The sequence below is a fragment of the Burkholderia sp. BCC0405 genome (genome assembly GCF_902833075.1).
Lineage (GTDB): Bacteria > Pseudomonadota > Gammaproteobacteria > Burkholderiales > Burkholderiaceae > Burkholderia.
Genome location: NZ_CADFEO010000028.1, coordinates 20,399 through 39,819 on the forward strand (window position 1 = coordinate 20,399; position 19,421 = coordinate 39,819).

Annotated in this window: 14 protein-coding genes; 12 read left to right on the forward strand and 2 right to left on the reverse strand. The window is 69.6% G+C overall.

Translation table 11 applies throughout. The annotated features are described in order from the left end of the window. Positions 1-2: 2 nt before the first annotated feature. The 4 genes from HWX36_RS32770 (at position 3) to HWX36_RS32785 (ending at position 10,612) form a co-directional block, all read left to right on the forward strand. The gene (locus HWX36_RS32770; protein ID WP_175957931.1) at positions 3-7,640 is read left to right on the forward strand and encodes a type I polyketide synthase; all 7,638 of its coding nucleotides are present in this window, start codon (positions 3-5) and stop codon (positions 7,638-7,640) included. Next, positions 7,637-8,554 (forward strand): UDP-3-O-acyl N-acetylglycosamine deacetylase, encoded by a 918-nt coding sequence (locus HWX36_RS32775; RefSeq protein ID WP_175957932.1) that lies wholly within the window; start codon positions 7,637-7,639, stop codon positions 8,552-8,554. The genes HWX36_RS32770 and HWX36_RS32775 overlap by 4 nt, the downstream gene beginning before the upstream one ends. 64 nt (positions 8,555-8,618) lie before the next feature. Further along, positions 8,619-9,947 (forward strand): aminotransferase class I/II-fold pyridoxal phosphate-dependent enzyme, encoded by a 1,329-nt coding sequence (locus tag HWX36_RS32780; protein ID WP_175957933.1) that lies wholly within the window; start codon positions 8,619-8,621, stop codon positions 9,945-9,947. Continuing rightward, a complete protein-coding gene (locus HWX36_RS32785; RefSeq protein WP_175957934.1) occupies positions 9,944-10,612 on the forward strand; it encodes a GNAT family N-acetyltransferase in 669 nt (222 codons plus the stop codon). The genes HWX36_RS32780 and HWX36_RS32785 overlap by 4 nt, the downstream gene beginning before the upstream one ends. Before the next feature lie 24 nt (positions 10,613-10,636). On the opposite strand, the gene HWX36_RS32790 is transcribed toward HWX36_RS32785, so the two are convergent. Continuing rightward, a complete protein-coding gene (locus tag HWX36_RS32790) occupies positions 10,637-11,470 on the reverse strand; it encodes a class II glutamine amidotransferase (protein WP_175957992.1) in 834 nt (277 codons plus the stop codon). Positions 11,471-11,681: 211 nt separating this feature from the next. Next, positions 11,682-12,011 (reverse strand): carboxymuconolactone decarboxylase family protein, encoded by a 330-nt coding sequence (locus HWX36_RS32795; protein ID WP_043189451.1) that lies wholly within the window; start codon positions 12,009-12,011, stop codon positions 11,682-11,684. Between the two features lie 129 nt (positions 12,012-12,140). On the opposite strand from HWX36_RS32795, the gene HWX36_RS32800 reads away from it, so the two are divergent. The 8 genes from HWX36_RS32800 (at position 12,141) to HWX36_RS32835 (ending at position 19,383) form a co-directional block, all read left to right on the forward strand. Next, a complete protein-coding gene (locus HWX36_RS32800) occupies positions 12,141-13,088 on the forward strand; it encodes an AraC family transcriptional regulator (RefSeq protein ID WP_175957935.1) in 948 nt (315 codons plus the stop codon). 103 nt (positions 13,089-13,191) lie between these two features. Then, positions 13,192-13,635: an inner membrane protein YiaA gene (gene yiaA / locus HWX36_RS32805; protein WP_039361552.1), complete on the forward strand. Its 444-nt coding sequence runs from the start codon at positions 13,192-13,194 to the stop codon at positions 13,633-13,635. Between the two features lie 141 nt (positions 13,636-13,776). Continuing rightward, the gene (locus tag HWX36_RS32810; RefSeq protein WP_175957936.1) at positions 13,777-14,841 is read left to right on the forward strand and encodes a glycosyltransferase family 2 protein; all 1,065 of its coding nucleotides are present in this window, start codon (positions 13,777-13,779) and stop codon (positions 14,839-14,841) included. 67 nt (positions 14,842-14,908) lie between these two features. Further along, positions 14,909-15,925, forward strand: a complete 1,017-nt coding sequence (locus HWX36_RS32815) for a hypothetical protein (RefSeq protein ID WP_175957937.1) — start codon at positions 14,909-14,911, stop codon at positions 15,923-15,925. Then, entirely contained in the window at positions 15,922-16,671 is a 750-nt protein-coding gene (locus HWX36_RS32820; RefSeq protein WP_175957938.1) for a hypothetical protein, read from the forward strand. Before HWX36_RS32815 ends, HWX36_RS32820 begins: the two co-directional genes overlap by 4 nt. Continuing rightward, the gene (locus tag HWX36_RS32825) at positions 16,668-17,825 is read left to right on the forward strand and encodes a hypothetical protein (protein WP_175957939.1); all 1,158 of its coding nucleotides are present in this window, start codon (positions 16,668-16,670) and stop codon (positions 17,823-17,825) included. Before HWX36_RS32820 ends, HWX36_RS32825 begins: the two co-directional genes overlap by 4 nt. Next, positions 17,822-18,439, forward strand: coding sequence for a phosphatase PAP2 family protein (locus tag HWX36_RS32830; RefSeq protein WP_175957940.1), 618 nt, complete (start codon positions 17,822-17,824; stop codon positions 18,437-18,439). The genes HWX36_RS32825 and HWX36_RS32830 overlap by 4 nt, the downstream gene beginning before the upstream one ends. Next, positions 18,436-19,383, forward strand: coding sequence for a fatty acid desaturase family protein (locus HWX36_RS32835; protein WP_175957941.1), 948 nt, complete (start codon positions 18,436-18,438; stop codon positions 19,381-19,383). The genes HWX36_RS32830 and HWX36_RS32835 overlap by 4 nt, the downstream gene beginning before the upstream one ends. Positions 19,384-19,421 lie beyond the last annotated feature (38 nt).

Genomic DNA, 19,421 nt, shown 5'->3' on the forward strand with positions numbered 1-19,421 from the left:
AGATGAACAGTAAGATTGCAATAATTGGGGTGGCGTGTCGGTTTCCCGGGAGCGCGAACAATCTCGGCGACTTCTGGCGCCTGCTCCGCGACGAACGCGACGCAGTAACCGAAATCCCGCCGGACCGTTTCGGCACCGACTTCTACCAGCACCCGTCCAAGCGCGAACCGGGCAAGAGCTACACCTTCTCGGCCGGCGTGCTCGACAACGTCGCCGGCTTCGACGCCGCGTTCTTCGGCATTTCCCCGCGCGAAGCGGCCCAGATGGATCCCCAGCAGCGCCTGCTGCTCGAACTCGCATGGGAAGCCTTCGAGGACGCCGGCGTGCGCCCGGCCGACATGCGAGGCAGCAACTGCGGCGTCTACGTCGGCGTCGCCAGCACCGACTACGGCAACCGCAACATGGACGATCTGAACGTGATCGATCCGTATTCGGCGACCGGCAACACCCTGAGCATCGCGTCGAACCGTGTGTCCTACCTGTTCGACCTGCGCGGCCCGAGCATGTCCGTCGACACGGCCTGCTCGTCGTCGCTCGTCGCGCTCCACCAGGCCGTCAAGGCGCTGCAGTCCGGCGAAGCCGACGTGGCGCTCGCCGGCGGCGTCAACCTGCTGCTGCACCCGTTCGGCTTCGTCAGCTTCTCCAAGGCGTCGATGCTGTCGCCGCGTGGCCGTTGCCGCGCGTTCGACGCGACCGGCGACGGCTACGTCCGCTCCGAAGGCGGCGCGTTCGTGCTGCTCAAGCCGCTCGATCGCGCGCTCGCCGACGGCGACACGATCCATGCGGTGATCGCCGGCTCCGGCGTGAACTCGGTCGGCCATTCGCCGGGTGGCATCAGCGTGCCGGGCGCGGCCGCGCAAGCATCGCTGCTGCGCAGCGTATACGCGCGCGCGGGCATCGACCCGCAGTCGCTGGCTTATCTCGAAGCGCACGGCACGGGCACCGCGGTCGGCGATCCGATCGAGGCGCGTGCGCTGATCGACGTCGTGTCGGGCGGGCGCCCGGCGGATCGTCCGCTGCTCGTCGGTTCGGTCAAGACCAACATCGGCCATCTCGAGACGGCATCCGGCATGGCCGGGCTGCTGAAGGCCGTGCTGTGCCTGAAGCATCGCGCGGTACCGCGCTCGCTGCACTTCGTTACGCCCAATCCCGGGATCGATTTCGACGGCGGGCGTCTGCGCGTCGTCGATCGCTACATGCCGCTCGACGCGGGTGACGCGCCGCTGACGGTCGGCGTCAACTCGTTCGGCTTCGGTGGAACGAACGCACACGTCGTGCTGACGGAGGCGCCGGATGCAAACGAGGCGCCGACCGCCGCGCCCGAACCGACGCACGCGCAACTGTCTCCGCTCGTCCTGACCGCGCGCAGCGCGAACGCGCTCGGCGCGCTCGCGGGCCGCTATCTGGCGATGCTCGACAACGGCGGCGACTGGCAGGCATTGGCCGCCGCGGCCGCACGTCGGCGCCAGTGGCTGGAACATCGCGCAATCGTTGCCCCGGCCGACCAAGCCGAAGGCCGCGCCGCGCTTGCGGCGCTGGCCCAGCCGGCGTCGGAAGGGCTGCCGGCGTGCGTGGCGACCGGCCAGGCTCCGGGCGAGGCGGTGCGCACCGCGCTCGTCTTCTCGGGCAACGGTTGCCAGTGGGTCGGGATGGGCAACGAACTCTATGCGGAGAACGCCGTCTTCCGCGCGGCGCTCGACGAAGTCGACGCGCTGTGGTGCGCCGACGGCAGCCCGTCGCTCGTCGACGTGATGCGCGGCGGCCCGGGCGCGGAATGGCTGGCCGGTGCGGGCGCCGAATGGCTGGCCGCGACGGAGAACGCGCAGCCGCTGCTGTTCGCGATCCAGGTCGGCATGATCCGCGTGATCGACGCGCGCGGGATGCGTTACGACGCGGCGATCGGCCATAGCGTCGGCGAGATCGCTGCGGCGTGGGTGACTGGCGCGCTGTCGCTCGCCGACGCGGTTCGCGTGATCAAGATCCGCAGCCGCGCGCAGGCGATGACGCGCGGCAGCGGCCGGATGGCGGCCGTCGGCATCGGCGATGCAGCGGCGCGCGAACTGATCGCGCGCCACGGGCTGGCGCGGCGCGTCGAGGTCGCGGGCATCAACAGCCCCGATGCGGTGACGCTCGCGGGCGAGCTGCAGGGATTGCAGGCACTGGAAGCCGCGTTGCGCGGCAGCGGCAAGTTCTTCCAGATGCTGGATCTCGACTACGCGTTCCACAGCAGCCACATGGACCGCATCGAACCGGTCGTGCTGGCCGAACTGGCGAGCCTGCGGCCGCAGCCGGGCAACGGCACGTTCGTGTCGACCGTGACCGGTGGCGCGCTGGCCGGCACCGAACTCGATGCCCGCTACTGGTGGCGCAACATTCGCGAGCCGGTGCGCTTCGGCGACGGCCTCGCGCATCTGATCGAGCAGGGTGTCCGGCTGTTCGTCGAGGTCTCGCCGCATTCGATCCTGCGCACCTACGTGAAGCAGGCATTCGCGGCGGCCGGCGTGACCGGCGTGGCGCTGCCGACGCTCAAGCGCGATCACGGCAGCGCGGCAATGCTGCGGCAAGCGATCCTCGCGGCGATCGCGCACGGCGCGAGCGTCGATCCCGGCCGCTTCGCGCCGGGCGAATCGCGTGCTGCATTGCCGTCCTATCCGTGGCAGCGCGAGCGCTTCTGGCTGACGCCGACCGTCGAAGGCTACGGCCTCGTCAATCGCCGTCGCGAGCATCCGCTGCTCGGCTATCGCCTGCACGAGCACGCATTCGCGTGGGAAAACCAGCTCGATCCGGCGAAGCTGCCGATGCTGGCCGATCACGTCGTCGACGGCGGCGTGGCGTTCCCGGGGGCCGGGTACGTGGAAATGGCGCTCGCCGCGGCACGCACCTTCTTCGATACGCAGGATGCGGCGCTCGAAAACGTCGAGATCCGCACGCCGGTGGTATTCCAGCCGCAGCAGGCGAAGCTGTTCCGGCTCGTGATCGAGCCGCGCACGGCGACCTTCACGATCGAGACGCGCGACCGGATGTCCGGCGGCGCCTGGACGCTGAACGTGACGGGGCGGATGCTGGAAAGCGGCAACGCGCTCGGCGATGCGAGCGTCGTGCCGTCCGGCGCGCTCGATCGCCTGCTCGCGCTGCCTGCGGCCGACGGCGACACGCTGTACGCAAACACGGCAGCGATCGGCCTCAGCTACGGGCCGGCGTTCCGCTGGGTCCGCACCGTGCGGATCGCCGCGGACGACGGCGCGGCGCTGGCCGACATCGCCGCGCCGGCCGCATGCGGCGACGCGCGGGCGTTGTCCGCCTACCTGCTGCATCCGGCGCTGATGGACAGCGGGTTTCATCCGCTGTTCGCACTGCTTGCGGCGCACGCGCGCGAAGGCGAGCATCCGGCTTACGTGCCGGTGCAGATCGGTCGGGTCGACTATCTGCGCGGCGACACGGTCGAGCGGGTGCTCGTGCGGATCGACCGGCACAGCCCGCATTCGATCGTCGCGCATTTCGAATTCCTCGATGCGCGCGGCGCGATCGTCGCGCGGCTCGGCGCATGCCGGTTCCGCCGCGTCGATCTCGTCGGCCGTCGGCAGAACCTGCCCGCGCGCTTCGTCTACCGCCTTGAAGAAATGCCGCTGCCGGGCGACGTCGACGCGGCCGGTTTGCCGGCCCCCGATGCGCTGCTCGCGCAGGCCGTCGCGCGGCTCGAAACGACCGGGCACGACGGCCGCCGGACGCAGCATCTGACCGAAATCCTGCCGCTGCTCGATGTGCTGGCGAGCCTCTACGCGCTCCGCGCGTTCGATGCGCTCGGCGCATTCGACGGCACGTGGCAGCCGGCGGCCGGGCGTGCGGCGTTGGCCACGCGTCTCGCCGACATGCTGGTCGAGGATGGTCTCGCGCATCGCGATGGCGCGCTGCTCGTGCGCGATGACGCGGCGTGCGCGGCGTTGCCGCCGCTCGACGAGCTGTGGCGCGGGCTGCTGGCCGAATCGCCGGGGCACGTGGCCGAGTTGACGCTGCTCGCGCATTGCGGCGCGGCATTGCCGGACGTACTGAACGGCGCGAAGGACGGTGCACGTCTGCTGTCGCCGACCGGGCACAGCCTGGTCGAGCAACTCCTGGCCGCATCGCCGACGTGGCAGCACGTACATGCGTTGCTGACCGCAAGCGTCGAGCAGGCGGTCGACGGATGGCAGCCGGCACGCCGGTTGCGCGTGCTCGAACTGGGCGCGACGGACGGCGACGTGCTGCAGACGCTCGGCATGCATCTCGCGACCGCGCGCTGCGATCACACGATCGCCGCGCCAGCCGGCCAACTGGCCGGGTTCGACGCGGATGCGGAAGCGGCGGTGCGCACGGTTGCGCTGCAGTCGGGCGAGCGGCTGTCGCTGGCGGCCGACGAGGCCGGCCCTTACGACCTGATCGTCGCGAACCGCGTGTTGAGCGGCCGTCACGACGTGGCCGATGCGTTGAATGCGATGCGGTCATGGCTGGCGCCGGGCGGGTTGCTGCTGCTGGCCGAGTCGCGTCGCGGCCGTTTCTCCGACATCGTATTCGGCGCGCAGGCTGCGTCGACGGAAGCCGACGCGCCGGTGCCGCTGGCGCCGGCGGATCTCGATGCGGCGCTCGCACGCGCGGGCTACGTCGATGTCGTGCGGCACGTCGAGCAATCGCTCGATCTGGACGGCACGCCGACGTTCGTCATCGCGCGCAACCCCGCAAGCGCCGTGGTTGCGCAACGCGGCGACGATCCGAGCGATCTCGATACGCTGGCACGCAGCGAGCAATGGCTCGTGGTGCACGCACCGGATGCCGCCGGCAGTTTCGGCGGGCGGCTGGCCGATGCGCTGGCGCGCGCGGGCTATCCGGCCGATATCGTCGACATCACGCACGCGGCCGATGCGATTGCGTCGTTGCCGGCTGGGCAGCCGGCGCATGTCGTGTTCTGCGCGCCGGAGACGCCGCTCGCCGAAACGGCGACCGGGGATGGCCTGATGGCCGCGCAGCGTGACGGCGTGATCGCCCTTGCGGCACTCGTTCGCACGCTCGGTGCGCAGCCGAACGCGGCCACGCGGCTGACCGTCGTCACGCGTGGCGGCGCGCCATTCGCCGGGGCCGCGAACGCGCATCCGGAACAGGCGACGCTGTGGGGCCTCGGTCGCGTGCTGGCGAACGAGCATCCCGAACTCGCGTGCCGCCTGATCGACATCGACGTCGATCGAGCGGCGGACCGGATCCCCGACGCGCTGATTCGCGAGCTGACCGGCGCGGCGCTCGAGGAAGAAGTCGTCCTGGGTGCGCACGGCCGGCAGGTGCCGCGCATGCTGACCGCCGCGCAGGCCGCGGCCCGCAACGATGGCGCGATCGCGCGTGCGGCCGTGCTCGCGTTCGATGCGCCGGGCTCGTTGCGCAATCTCGAATGGTTTGCGTTGCCGGAAAGCCCGCTGGGTGACGACGAGGTGGAGATCGAGCCCGTTGCCACCGGCCTCAATTTCCGCGACGTGATGTATGCGATGGGGCTGTTGTCCGATGAGGCGGTCGAGACCGGCTTCGCGGGCGCGACGATCGGCATGGAACTGTCCGGCCGCGTCGTCCGGGTCGGCAAGGCCGTGACGGAATTCGCGCCGGGCGACGCGATGCTCGGCTTCGCGCCGGCTTCGTTCGCGACGCGCGTCAGGACGCGTGCGCAAGCGATCGCACGGAAACCCGAGCGGCTGTCGTTCGAGGAAGCGGCGACCGTGCCGACCACGTTCTTCACCGCGTACTACGCACTCGTCGAACTCGCGCGCCTGCGTCGCGGCGAGCGTGTGCTCGTGCACGGCGGCGCGGGTGGTGTCGGGATCGCCGCGATCCAGATCGCGCGCCACTTCGGCGCGGAAGTGTTCGCGACGGCCGGCAGCGACGAGAAGCGCGAGTTCGTGCGCCTGCTCGGCGCGGACCACGTGCTCGATTCGCGCAGTCTCGCGTTCGCGGACGAGATTCGCGCGCTGACGGGCGGCCAGGGCGTCGACATCGTGCTGAATTCGCTCGCCGGCGAAGCGATGGTGCGCAGCATCGATACGCTGCGGCCGTTCGGTCGTTTCCTCGAGCTCGGCAAGCGCGACTTCTACGAAAACAGCCATATCGGGCTGCGGCCGTTCCGCAACAACATCAGCTATTTCGGTATCGACGCCGACCAGTTGATGGGGGCGCTGCCCGAGCTGACCGCGCGCCTGTTCGGCGAAGTGATGGCGCTGTTCGCGGCCGGCGTGCTGCATCCGCTCCCGTACCGCGCGTTTCCGGCCGAACGGACGGAAGATGCGTTCCGCTACATGCAGCAGGCGCGCCAGATCGGCAAGGTGCTCGTGACCTATCCGTCCGGCACGCCGGCCCCGACGCGCGGCGTCACGCGCGCGGGCTCGCTCGCGCTCGATCCGCATGGCGCGTACCTGGTGGTCGGCGGCACGGGCGGGCTCGGTTTCGCGAGTGCGCGCTGGATGGTCGAGCGCGGCGCACGCCGGCTGACGCTGGCGAGCCGTTCCGGCGAGCTCGCTGCTGCCGCACGCGACGAAGTCGAACGCTGGCGCAGCACGCTCGGCGTCACGGTCGATGTCGTGTCGTGCGATGTGACCGACGCAGCGGCGGTCGATGCGATGGTCGATGCGATCGGCCGGTGCGGCAGCCCGCTCAAGGGCGTGCTGCATTCGGCGATGTCGATCGACGACGGCCTCGTGCGCAATCTCGACGATGCGCGCATGGCCGCGGTGCTCGCACCGAAGGTGGCCGGCGCGTGGAACCTGCATCGCGCGACGCGCGCGTTGCCGCTCGACCTGTTCGTGGTCTATTCGTCGGCGACGACCTATCTCGGCAATCCGGGGCAGTCGAACTACGTCGCGGCCAACAGCTTCCTCGAGGCGCTCGTCGAACATCGTCGCGCGGCGGGCTTGCCGGGCACGTTCATGGCCTGGGGGCCGCTCGAGGACGTCGGCTTCCTCGCGCGCCACGCGGATACGCGCGAGGCGTTGCAGTCGCGGATCGGCGGTGCGTCGATCACGTCCGACGAGGCGATGGTCGCGCTCGAGCGCGCGCTGGTGGCGAGCGCGGCGGGCGAAGCGGTGGTCCGGCTCGACTGGCATGCCGTGGCGCGCGGGATGCCTGCCGCGAAGGCGCGCCGGTATTCGCTGCTGCAATCGCACGCGAAGGGCGGCGATGCGCGCGACGGCGGCACGCAGCTGCGGGAAGAAGTGCTGGCGTTGCCGCGCGACGAAGCGATCGCGCTGGTTGCCAGGACGCTGCAGGCGCAGATCGCGCGGATCCTGCACATGACGCCCGATCGCATCGCGCTCGACAAGTCGGTGCTCGACATGGGCATGGATTCGCTGATGGGGATGGAACTCGGCCTCGCGGTCGAGGAAGCGTTCGAGGTCAAGCTGTCGGTGATGGCGATCGCCGAGGGCGCGTCGGTGACGACGCTGGCCGGACGTATCGTCGATTCGATCGGCGCGTCGGCCGATGCGGACGCCGGTTCCGCGACGGATGCCGCGCAGGAGGCCGTCGCGGCGCTCGCTGCGAAGCATGCGATCGACGGCGAAGCGCGCGCGATGCTCGATACGCGGCAGGCGCCCGTGGCGGGCCAGGCGTCGCCGACGCTGGAGGTCGCGCGATGAGCGCGCCGGCCGGCTGGGCATCGCGTCAGGGCACGCTGGCGCGTCCGCTGGCGATCGACGGTCACGGGCTGCACACGGGGCGCCGGGTGGGCGTGCGGATCCTGCCCGCGCGTCCGGAAGCGGGCGTGACGGGCATTGTGTTCCGTCGCGTCGCGCAGGGGCGCACGCTCGCGACGCTGCCGGTCGATCCCGCGCTGCGCCGCGCGCAGCCGCTGTGCACGATGCTGCGCAATGCCGATGGCGTCGGCGTTCGCACGATCGAGCATCTGCTCGCGTCGCTGCTCGCGTGCGAGATCGATCACGCGGTCGTCGAGATCGATGCCGAGGAAGTGCCGATTCTCGATGGCAGCGCCGCGCCTTGGGTGGATGCCATCCGCGCGTGCGGCCGGGTCGCGCTCGATGCGCCGAAACGCTTCATCCGCGTGCTGCGGCCCGTCGTCGTCACGGACGGCGAGGGTGACCAGCGGCGCGAAATGCGGATCGAACCGGCGTCGCGTTACGAACTGAGCGTGCGCAACGACCTGCGCGGCTTCGGCGACATGCACTGGGACGGCGCGCTGACGCCGGCCGCATTTGCGGCCGAGATCGCGCCGTCGCGCTCGTACGGGCGCGTGAAGTGGGCGGTGCCGGCGATCGTCGCCGGCTATCTGCGCGGGGTGCCGATCCTGCGCGGCGCGCGGCCGTCGTGCACCGCGTCGATCGTCGGCAATCGCGTGCTGGGCGGGATGCGGCTGCCGGAGGAGTTCGTTCGGCACCGCGTACTCGACCTGATCGGCGATCTCGCGCTGGCCGGCGCGCCGCTGCTGGCGCGCGTGAGCGCGCTGCGACCGAGCCACGAGATGAATTTCCGGCTGGTGGACGCGCTGCTCGCCGAACCCGATGCGTGGCAGTGGGCCGAGTTTCCTGACGCGTGACACCACGCTTTTTCATATTGCGCGGCGTAACATAGCGTCTTTTCGAGATACAGCGAAGGAAGCAATGGCACTGGGAGAACACCTTCGCCAGCAACTGGCGGCGAAAGCGCTGAAACGGCAACTGGAGCGCGCGACCGATGCTGCCGCGGCACCGGGCGTGCCCGGCACGCCGGCCGCGCAGGGCGCATCGGCGCGCAGCCGCTTCGAATCGATGCCGCAGTATCAGCAGGTGCGGATCATGCGCGAGATGGGTGAGAAGCTGCGCGTCGACTCGCCGTTCTTCCGCGTGCATGACGGCGTGGCCGGCGCGACGACGCAGATCGGCGGCCGCGAGTACCTGAACTTCGCGAACTACAACTACCTCGGCCTCGCCGGCGATCCGGCCGTGTCCGCGCGTGCGAAAGCCGCGATCGACCGCTACGGCACGTCGGCCTCCGCGAGCCGGATGGTCGCGGGCGAGCGCCCGGTGCAGCGCGACCTCGAGCGCGCGCTGGCCGCGTTCTACGAGACCGACGACTGTGTCGCGTTCGTGAGCGGCCATGCGACGAACGTGACCGTGATCGGCGCGCTGTTCGGCCCCGGCGATCTGATCGTCCACGATGCGCTCGCGCACAACAGCATCGTGCAGGGCGCGCAGCTGAGCGGCGCGAAGCGGCTGAGCTTCGCGCACAACGACTGGCAGGCGCTCGACGAACTGCTCGCGCGCGTGCGCCGCGAATACCGGCACGTGCTGATCGCGATCGAAGGGCTGTACAGCATGGACGGCGATTTCCCCGACCTGCAGCGCTTCGTCGACGTGAAGACGCGCCATGGCGCATTCCTGCTGGTCGACGAGGCGCATTCGCTCGGCGTGCTCGGCGCGACCGGCAAGGGCATCCGCGAGCACTGCGGCGTCGCGCCCGACCAGGTCGACATGTGGATGGGCACGATGAGCAAGACGCTGGCGGGCTGCGGCGGCTTCATCGCCGGCTGCCAGCCGCTGGTCGACATGCTGCGCCATCTGGCGCCGGGCTTCCTGTACAGCGTCGGGCTCGCGCCGACGCTCGCCGAAGCGTCGCTGGCCGCGCTCGAGCGGCTGCAGGCCGAGCCGGAGCGCGTCGCGCAACTGCAGGCGCGCGGGCGGCAGTTCCTGGCCGAGGCGCGCGCGGCCGGGCTGAACACGGGCACGAGCGCCGGGTTCGCGGTCGTGCCGGTGATCACGGGCAGCTCGCTGAAGGCCGCGCAATGGGCCAATGCGATGTTCGACGAAGGGATCAACGTGCAGCCGATCTTCTATCCGGCCGTCGAGGAAAAGGCCGCGCGCCTGCGCTTCTTCATCTGCTCGACGCACGAGCCGGAGCAGATCAGCCGGACGGTCGCCGTGTTGTCGCGTCTCGCGGGGCGCAGCGCATGACGCCGGCCGGCGCGTTCGGGCAAGCGGCGCCGCGTGAGCGCGTGCGGTTTCGTGCGGCCGATGCGGGCGACGCGGCGGCGTGCGCGCCGCTCATGTTTGCGTCCGGCGTGGCCGAATTCGGGTTCTTTCTCCGCGAAAGCGACACGCGCTGCATCGCCTTCCTGCGGCAGGCGTTCCGGTCGCGTCACGGGCGCTTCTCGTGGCGCCGCCATCGTGTCGCGGTCGCCGACGACGGCACCGTGCTCGCCGTGATGGCGATTCACGACGGGCAGCGGACGATGTTCGACGACGTGCATGTCGTGTGGGCGCTGGCGCGCTTCTTCGGCGTGCGGCGCACGATCGGCCAGTTGTTGCGCGGGCTGATCCTCGAAACGGAAATTCCGGCGCCGAAACGTTCGCAGATCCTCGTCGCGCATTGCGCAACCGACGAGCGGCAGCGCGGCACGGGCATCTTCAGCGCGCTGTTTCGCGACGCGCTGGACACCGGCGCATTGCCCGCCGACGGCAGTCGCGACGTCGTGCTCGACGTGCTGACCCGCAACGTGCGGGCTCGCGCGCTGTACGAACGGCTCGGGTTCACCGCGCTGCCGCGGCCACGCGCCCGTTCGCGCCGGCTGCCCGCCGAACTCGATTCGATCCGGATGCGGTTGTCTCGCCGCGCCTGACGGCGCGAATGACAGCCCGCTGCGCTACTTGTGCCGCGGCCCGAACGGCCGCTGCTGCACATCGGCGCCCTGCGCGACGATCGCCGTGCTCTCGGGCACTTCCTCCCACGCACCCCGCAGGTCGACGAGCGGCTCGGACACGATCATGAACGCGTCGTCGCCGACTTCGGCGATGCGCGGGTTGTGCGGATACAACTCGTGCAGGTGCTTGAACGACGTGCTGTGGAACAGCGAACGCGATTGCCGTTCGCTCGAATATCGCACCGCGATGATCCGTTCGCCGTCGGTCGCGCAGATCGTCATGTTGAGCGGGTCGGCCACGCGATGCCGCGCGGCGGTTTCCTCGACCACGCCGACCATCCGCTCGAGCGCGGGCAGCGGCGTCTGCTCGAGGCCGTAGGTCAGCGCGAGGCGGAACATCAGCTCGGAGTCGGTCGAGCCTTCGAGCGTCGGGAACAGCGCGGGATCGACCGTCATCGTCAGGTCGCGGCGCAGCTTGTGGAAGTCGCGGATCAGCCCGTTGTGCGCAAACAGCCAGCGGCCGTGGCGGAACGGGTGGCAGTTGGTTTCCTGCACGGGGGTGTCGGTGGCCGAGCGGATGTGCGCGATGAACATCGGCGAGCGGATCGCGCGTGCGGCTTCGCGCAGGTTGCGGTCGTTCCACGCGGGATGCACGGAGCGGTAGCGGAACGGGAGTTCGTCGGGGCGCCCGTACCAGCCGATGCCGAAGCCGTCGCCGTTGGTGGTCGTCGCCCCCAGCTCCGAATGCAGGCTCTGGTCGATCAGCGAATGCTTCGCGCGGAACAGTACGGTTTCGAGATGAATCGGATTACCCGTATAGGCGAGCCAGCGGCACATGGAGCGCTCCTTCACGATGGATCGTTCGCGCATGGTAGCCGACTTCGCGGCGCGTCCGTGCTTGTGGGCGGCCCCGCTGGTCATTCGGGCAGGTAGGCTAGCCAATCGTCATACGTCGCCTGCCTTGCCCGGATGGGCGACGCGCAACCGGGCGGCCTTGCAGCCGGGCGCCGCCATATGCCCTACAACGGCAGCGCCGCGGCCGTCGGGCTCAGTCGCCGAGCGCGTCCATCACACGCGCCGAATAGACGAGCGCCGCACCCGCGTTCAGCGCAATCGCGACGCCGAGCGCTTCCGCCACTTCCTCCTTGGTCGCGCCATGCTTGGCCGCTTCCGCGGTATGCACGGCGATACAGCCGTCGCAGCGCGTCGTGACGGCGACCGCGAGCGCGATCAGTTCGCGCGTCTTCGCGTCGAGGTGGCCCGTCTTGGCCCCCGCGCCTGACAGCGCCTTGTAGCCGGCCAGCGTATCGGGCGACAGCTTCGCGATCTCGCCGATGCGCGTCGAGAGTTCCTTCCGGTATTCGTTCCAGTTCAGCATGATGCGTCCTTTCGAGAAGAGGTGGGGAGGGCGGCGGGCGCCGCGATCTCGGGCGATGCAGGGCTATTCTGATCGTTCGCGCTGAGGGTTTCGATACGCTAGAGTGTCAATTTTTAGCGCGATCGTCTCATGGATGCGTTGAGTCAACTGCTGTCGCTGGGCCGCAGCCATGTCGAGCTCGACGTGCGCTGCCTGCTCGACGGGCCGTTCGCGATGCCGCACGACCCGCTGCCGTCCGGCGAGGCGGCGTTTCACCTCGTGCTGGCCGGAACGTGCAGGTTGCGTACCGCGGACGGGCGCACGCTGCAGCTTGAGGATGGCGATTTCGTGCTGCTGCCCGCAGGCGGCGCGCACGACCTGCTCGACGCGGGGGCCGGCCGGTCGCGGCCGGGTGCGGCGCTGCGCGAACCGGGCGCCGCCGTCGGCGCGGTGCTGCCGGTCAAGTCGAATCTTGATCCGGCCGAACCGGGTAGCGCGAGCGTGGACCTGCTGTGCGGACGGTTCGTCTATGCGCGCGGCGCGGGCGAACTGCTGATGCGCACGCTGCCGCAGGTGCTGCATGTCGGGTTGCGCGAGGCATCGGGGTTCGCGCCGCTGCAACTGCTGACGAGCGTGCTGCGCACCGAGGCGTCGAACGGGCAGCCGGGCGCCGGCGCGATCGTGAACGCGCTCGGCCAGGCGCTGCTCGCTTACGCATTGCGCGCATACGGCCGGGGTGCGAGCGTGCCGTCCGGCTGGCTCGCGCTTGCGGCCGACGCGCGGCTCGGCCCGTCGGTCCAGGCCGTGCTGCAGGCGCCGGAGAAACCGTGGACGGTCGAGTCGCTCGGCGACGCAGCCGCGATGTCGCGAGCGACTTATGCGCGGCATTTCCGCGAGCGGGCCGGGATGAGCGTCGGCGCGTTCGTCGCGCAGATCCGGATGATGCATGCGTGCGCGCTGCTGCAGGATACGCAGCGCGGGCAGGCGGAGATCGGGCAGGCGGTCGGTTACCAGTCCGAGGCCGCCTTCGGCAAGGCGTTTCGCGCGGTGCTCGGCACGACGCCGGGGCGCTGGCGGCGGGCCCAGCGCGAATTGTAAGACTGCGAGCCCAGCCGTCTTGTCGCGTGCCAAAGCTGCTACCATGCGCGAAATGCAGTTCAACGAAAACGATTTCGAACAACAAGAAAGAGAGGGCAAAGCAATGAACCAGACCACCATCCAGCAGCCGTCGTTCGCGTTCGTGGCCGCGTCGTGGGCCGCGCTGCTCGCCGGTTTCGCGGCATTCCTGATCGGTCTCTGGAACGCCGGCATGCAGCTCAACGAGAAGGGCTACTACTTCACCGTGCTGGTGTTCGGTCTCTATGCGGCAATCTCGCTGCAGAAAAGCGTCCGCGACCGTGCGGAAGGCATTCCCGTCACCGGCATCTACTACGGCCTCAGCTGGATCGCGCTGCTGCTGTCGATCGCGCTGCTGGTCGTCGGCCTGTTCAACGCGACGCTGCAGTTGAGCGAGAAGGGCTTCTACGCAATGTCGTTCGTGCTCGCGCTGTTCGGTTCGGTGGCCGTGCAGAAGAACACGCGTGACCTGCAGAACGCGAAGCCGCGCTATACCGACGCCGAATCGGCGCCTTCCGTCCAGGAGTGACGGCACGCGAAGCGGGCGCGCCTTCCAGGCCGCCCGTCTTGCGATGACGGTCGCGGGCGACCCGCATGCGCCGATGCGCCGCGGGCTCCTCGCCCATTCGTTTCATCCATGCCGGTGCGCATGAGGATGGAGATATTCCGGATGCCAGACTTCACAGAAACCACGCGGCACACCCGTGCGGCTGCCCGCGCCGTGGCGGCGCAGACTGCGCTCGTGCTGGAGACGAACAACCTGCGCGGCGGCGCGGGGCTCGCGCAGGCCGTCGACAGCCTGAAGCGCCTCGTGTCGGCGCTGTCGAAGCAGACCGTACCGCCCGCGGCACTCGCACAATGGATCATCACGCACGACGGCCTGCCGGCCGATGCGTGCGCGGAGATCGCCGCGCTGGCTGGCTGCCCGATCGACTTCGTCGAGATCGGCGCAAGCACCGGCTACTACGATGCGAAGAACGACGGGTTCGACCGCGTCGACGCGGCCCGCTGCGACATCGTCGTGTTTGGCGATGCCGATTGCCGGCCGGCCGACGACTGGCTCGAGCACCTGCTCGCACCGTTCGCGCGTGAAGCCGGCGAGGCGCCCGTCGCGGTGGCGGGGCGCACCAGCTATGCGCCGAACGTGCTCGGCATCGCGCTGACGTCGATCGATTTCATGTATTTCCCGAGCCCGCTGCGCGACGGTACGACGCGCAACTTCTACGCGAACAACGTCGCGTTCCGGCGCGAGGTATTCGCGCGATTTCGCTACGAGCCGCTCGACGGCGTCTATCGCGCGCATTGCCAGGTGATGGGGCTGCGGATGCAGGCGGCCGGCGTGGCCGTCGAGTTCGCGCCGGCGGCCCACACCGAGCATCGGCTGCCGGACACGCATCGCGAATCGCTGAAGCTGCGCTGGATGCGCGGCGAGGATAGCGTCGGTCTGACACCGTATCTCGTGAACGCGTACCTGCCGCGCGGCTGGCAGTGGCTTGGCCGCAGCGGCCCGCTCGGCCCGTTCTGCGTGATGGCCATGCGGCTCGGCTACAGCCTGCGCGCGTTGAATCGCCAGCAGCTGCCGCAGCTCGGCGCCGTCCGCTATCTCGCGGCTGTCGGCGTCACGATCGCGGCGTCCGCCGTCGATACGCTCGGTGCGCTCGCGCGCGGTCTCGGTCTCGCGGGACGCGCATCGGCCCGGCGCGATCTCGAAGCGCTGTCCTATCACCGTCATTGAAACGGCGCCGCACTTCGCGGCGCAGTCACGACACTCCGACACCCTGCATCCCATCCCGACAACGACCATGTCTTCTCTCGCCGCCCGTGTTGCCTGCCTCGCCCTGTTTGCCGCCAGCGCCGGCGCCCATGCCGCGCCGGTCGATCATGCGGGGCGCGGAATCTACCACTTTGCGTCGCAAAGCGGCTGCCCGTTCGAGAACGCGGCCGCGACGGACTGCAATCGCGTCGCGCTCGATGCGCCGGACGTTCACGCGAGCATCGATACCGACACGCACGCGATCGTCTTCTCGAGCGATGCGACGCGCCGCACGAAGGACGTGCTCGGCGACGTGCTGCTGCAGGGCACGGGCGTCGACGGCGACGGCCGGCGCGTGCCGTTGAGCGTGCACGTGCTGTTGCGTCGCGACGGCGCGAAATGGGACCGCGACGTGTACGTCCATGCGCCCGTGCACGGCACGTTCACCGATGTCCGGATCGATCCGTATCGCGTGCGCGTGAAGGAGGGCGATGGCGAGCGCGATGTGCTCACGCCGGACGAAACGCTGGCGCTGTTCGCGCATCCGTCGCTTGCATCGCGGCTCGCGCGGCATCTCGTGAAGGTGAGTGCGACCGATCCGAAGCAGCCGTCCGCGGACGACATCACGATCGCGCTCGGCGTGGGCGGCCTGACGAAGTCGGTCGCGCGTGCGAGCTTTGCGTCGAACGCGCCGCACGATGCCGACGTCGATCGCGCACTCGCATCCGGCACGTGGACGATTCGTTTCGATGCGCTGAGCAATCACATTCCGGTGTGGGTCGCTCAGCGTGAGTTGTTCCTGTTCGGCCTCGACGGCAGCGCGCTCGTGAAGGACATCCGTGCACGCGGCTTCCGGAAGAACGACCGGATCGAATTCGGCGCGCGTGACGGCAACGGCTATCTGCGCGTCAACGGCCGCGAGGAAGCGTTTGCGGGTGCGACCGCCTCCGCGCACGCGTTCATGCAGGAAAGCTTCATCGGCCTGATCCTCGGATGGCGTCGCGATCCGGCCGCCGTTGCGGCGCCCGTGGCGAAATCCGCGTCCATTCGGGGCGTGCCGGCATGACCGCGGCTGGCGAACTGCCGGCGTCGCCGCAGGCGGCGCACGATGCACGCTTCGACTGTCTCGATGCGCCCGTGCCGCGCGGTGCGGCACGGGTGCGCGCGTACCTCGTCGATCGCATCAAGCGGGCGGCGATCCGGCAGCTGCATCGCAGCACACATGGCGAACGCTGGGTGCTGCGCATGTACCTGATCGGCGAGGAAGCGACCGAGTGCGCGTTGCACGAGGACTGGACCGGACAGCCGCCTGGCTGGCTTGCGCCGCGGATCGAGCAGCATCTCGCGGACGAGCGTCGCCACGCGGCCGCGTTCGCCGATGCGCTGCGCGAGCGTGGCGTCGCGCCGTCGACTGCACCGCATGAGCCCGACTGGCTGAGCCGGCGCAAGATCATGCGATGGCGCCGGCTCGCGCAGCGCCATGCGCCGCGTTTCTCGCAAGGCGTGCTCGTGCCGGCCTATGCGACGGGTCTGTGCGCGGAACAGATGGCGATGCGCGTGCTTGCGCGCCATTGCGAGACGATCGGCGCCGCGCATCCGCTGTATCCGTTGCTCTCGCGCGTGCTTGCCGACGAGACGCGGCATGTCCGGCTCTGCTCGGATACGCTGCGCCGCCTCGTTGCGCCGTCCGAGGCCGCGCATCTCGCTGCGTTGCTGGATGAGATCCGCGCGATCGAAGCCGGCTTCGGCGTGACGGGTGCGCTGGCGATGGTGGCGGCCGGCTGGCTCCAGTCGCTTCGTCCGCGCGCATGATGCCGCGGATCGTCTATCTCGCGACGGCCGACGCACGCGGCCACCTGATGCGCGCGCAACTGCTCGTGCACGCGCTGCGTGCGGCCGGCGCGCGGGTCGACGTGCTGACGACGTCCGACGCGGGGCAGGTGTTCCTGGCTGCGTTCGACATCGACGCGGCCGTGCTGTCCCGTCACTACGCGGTGCAGTTCGACGAACGGCAGAACATGCTGCGCGACGCGACCGATCGCAATGTCGCGCACTACGTGTTCAGGCCGTCGCGCATGCTGCGCGACATTGCGCGGCTGCGTGCGATGGTCCGCGATGCCGATCTCGTGATCAACGACTCGTTTCATCCGGCGCTGCTGTTCATGGGCGCGATGCCGGGCTGGCGGCGCCGCATCGTCCATGTCTATGGCGGAAGCCTGCGCCGTGCGTTGACCGCGAATTTCGATGCGCGGCTGCCGCGCGCACTGGCGCGTGCCTTTGCACGGATCGTCGACTGGCAGATCGATTCGGCGCGGTGCTGCATCGAGCACGATTTCGCATACGATGCCGCCGATGAAGTCCGGCGATCGTGCATGCATTACCGGCTGCCGACGCCGGTGCCGATCGTCGCCGGGCGGCCGGCGTCGGAACCGGCTGCAGCGGCGATTTATCTGAACCCGCACTTTCGCGATGTCGCGCTCGCCGATGCGTTGTCGGCCGGCATGCGCGACGCAGGAATCGCCACCCGCCGTGTGGGCGAGGGCTACGCTGGGCACGACGGCTGGACCGGTGTCGACGCCGACTGGGTGACGCACGCCGCTCATGCACCGCTGATCGTGTCGGCGCCCGGCATGGCTGCGCTGTCGATCGCGCGCGTGTATCGCCGCCCGATCCTGCTCGTGCAGTCCGATCAGCCCGAGCAGGCGAGCAACGCCGAGCGCGCCGCGCGGCTGCAACTCGTGCATCGGGTCGTCACGTGGCGCGGCGACGCGGCCGCGTTTCGGCGGGAAGTCGGGCAGGCTGCAGCTGAACTGATGCGCAATCCCGGCACGCAGGCAGGGACGATCGCCGGCCGCGAGCATGCGCGTGCTCGCGTGGACGCATGGACATCGCGCCTCCTGGCGTTGCGTCCGCGTGCGAAGGCGGCCGATACGGATACTCGATGCGAGGCGCCGGCGCCACGATGAATTCGCTGTCCTTTCGTGACGATCGCCGGCCCGATATCCGCCAGATGCTGGCCGCGACGTTCGGCATGGCAACCGGCCTCGCGATCTTCTTTTTGCTGGAGCGCAGCGTCACGCCGCGCTATGTGTTCGCCACGGCGATCGATGCGCGGATTCCGTTCATCGCGTGGTCGTGGTTCGTCTACGTCGGCTTCTTTCCGTTCGTGATTGCGCTCGCCGCGTATGCGCGGCCGCCCGCGTTCGCCGCGTTCAAGGAGGCCGTGCTGATCGCGTTCGTGCTCGGTGTCGTGTGCTTCCTGATGTTTCCGGAAGCCGTGCCGCGGCCCGACGTCGCGGAGATCGGCAACGCGTTCGTGCGCCACCGTCTCGCGCGCATGTGGCAGCTCGATCTCGCGGCCAACGGTTTTCCGAGCCTGCATGTCGCGGTGACGTGCCTTGCCTGCCGGATGCTGGCGGACCGCCGGCGGCTCGTGACAGTGGCGGTCGGCCTGCTGATCTGCGCGTCGACGCTGACGCTCAAGCAGCATACGGTGGCCGATGTGCTGGGCGGCGTGGCGCTCGCGATGGCCAGTGCGCTGTGGGTCGAGCGGCGTGCGCTGCGCAGGAGGTTCGCATGACGGATGGCCACGTTCACCACGCCGGACCGAATGTCGAGCTTGCGCGGTTCGTGCCCGATCCCGCGCTGTTTCGCGTGAGCGCGTTGCGAGTCGGCGCGGCGCTGGCGGGCGACTGGCTGATGATTGCCGCTGCGTTCGTGGCTGCGATCGCGTTTGCGCATCCGCTCGCGTACGCGTTGGCCGCGATCGTGATCGCGCGCAGCCAGCTTGCGCTCGCGGTCATGATGCACGAAGGCGCGCACGGGTTGCTGGCGCGGAACTGGCACGTCAATGACGCGCTGGGCCAACTGTTCGCGGCCGGCCCGTTGTGGCTGTCGCTGCGTACGTATCGTGCAGGCCATCTGAAGCACCATCGCGCACCGATGGAGCAGGACGATCCCGTCGCGCTGCTGTTCGGCGTGCACGACTATCCGGTAACGCGTGGGCGGCTGATCGGCCGCCTGCTCGCATACGCGTGCGGGATCGGCTACGTGACGAGTGTCGTGAAGCTCGCCCGCGGCGCATTTGCCCATGCGTTGCCGAAGGTCGGGAAATCGCGCGCGTATGCCGCGTGGGAAGTCGCGTCGATGCTGGCCGGCAACGGTGTGCTGTTCGGCGCGCTTGCATGGGCCGGACATCCGTTGCTGTACGTGACGTTGTGGATCCTGCCGTCCGTCACGCTGTTGCCGCTCGCCGGGCAGGTACGTGCGATCTTCGAGCATGCGGGGCTGCCGGCCGGTGCCGACCAGAGCCGCAACGCGCGCACCATCGCCCGGCGTTCATGGCAGACGTTCCTGTTCGGCCCGCACGCGATTCATTTTCATATCGAACATCACCTGTTCACGCGGATGCCGTTCCATAACCTGCGGGTCGTGCATCGGCAACTCGCCGAACAACAGTTGCTGCCGGTCGGCAATCTGTACGCGGGATATGGGGCGGTGCTGCGCGACGTCAGCGTGCGCTGACGCGCGGGCGGTGCATTGCCGGCCCCGTCCGGTGTGGG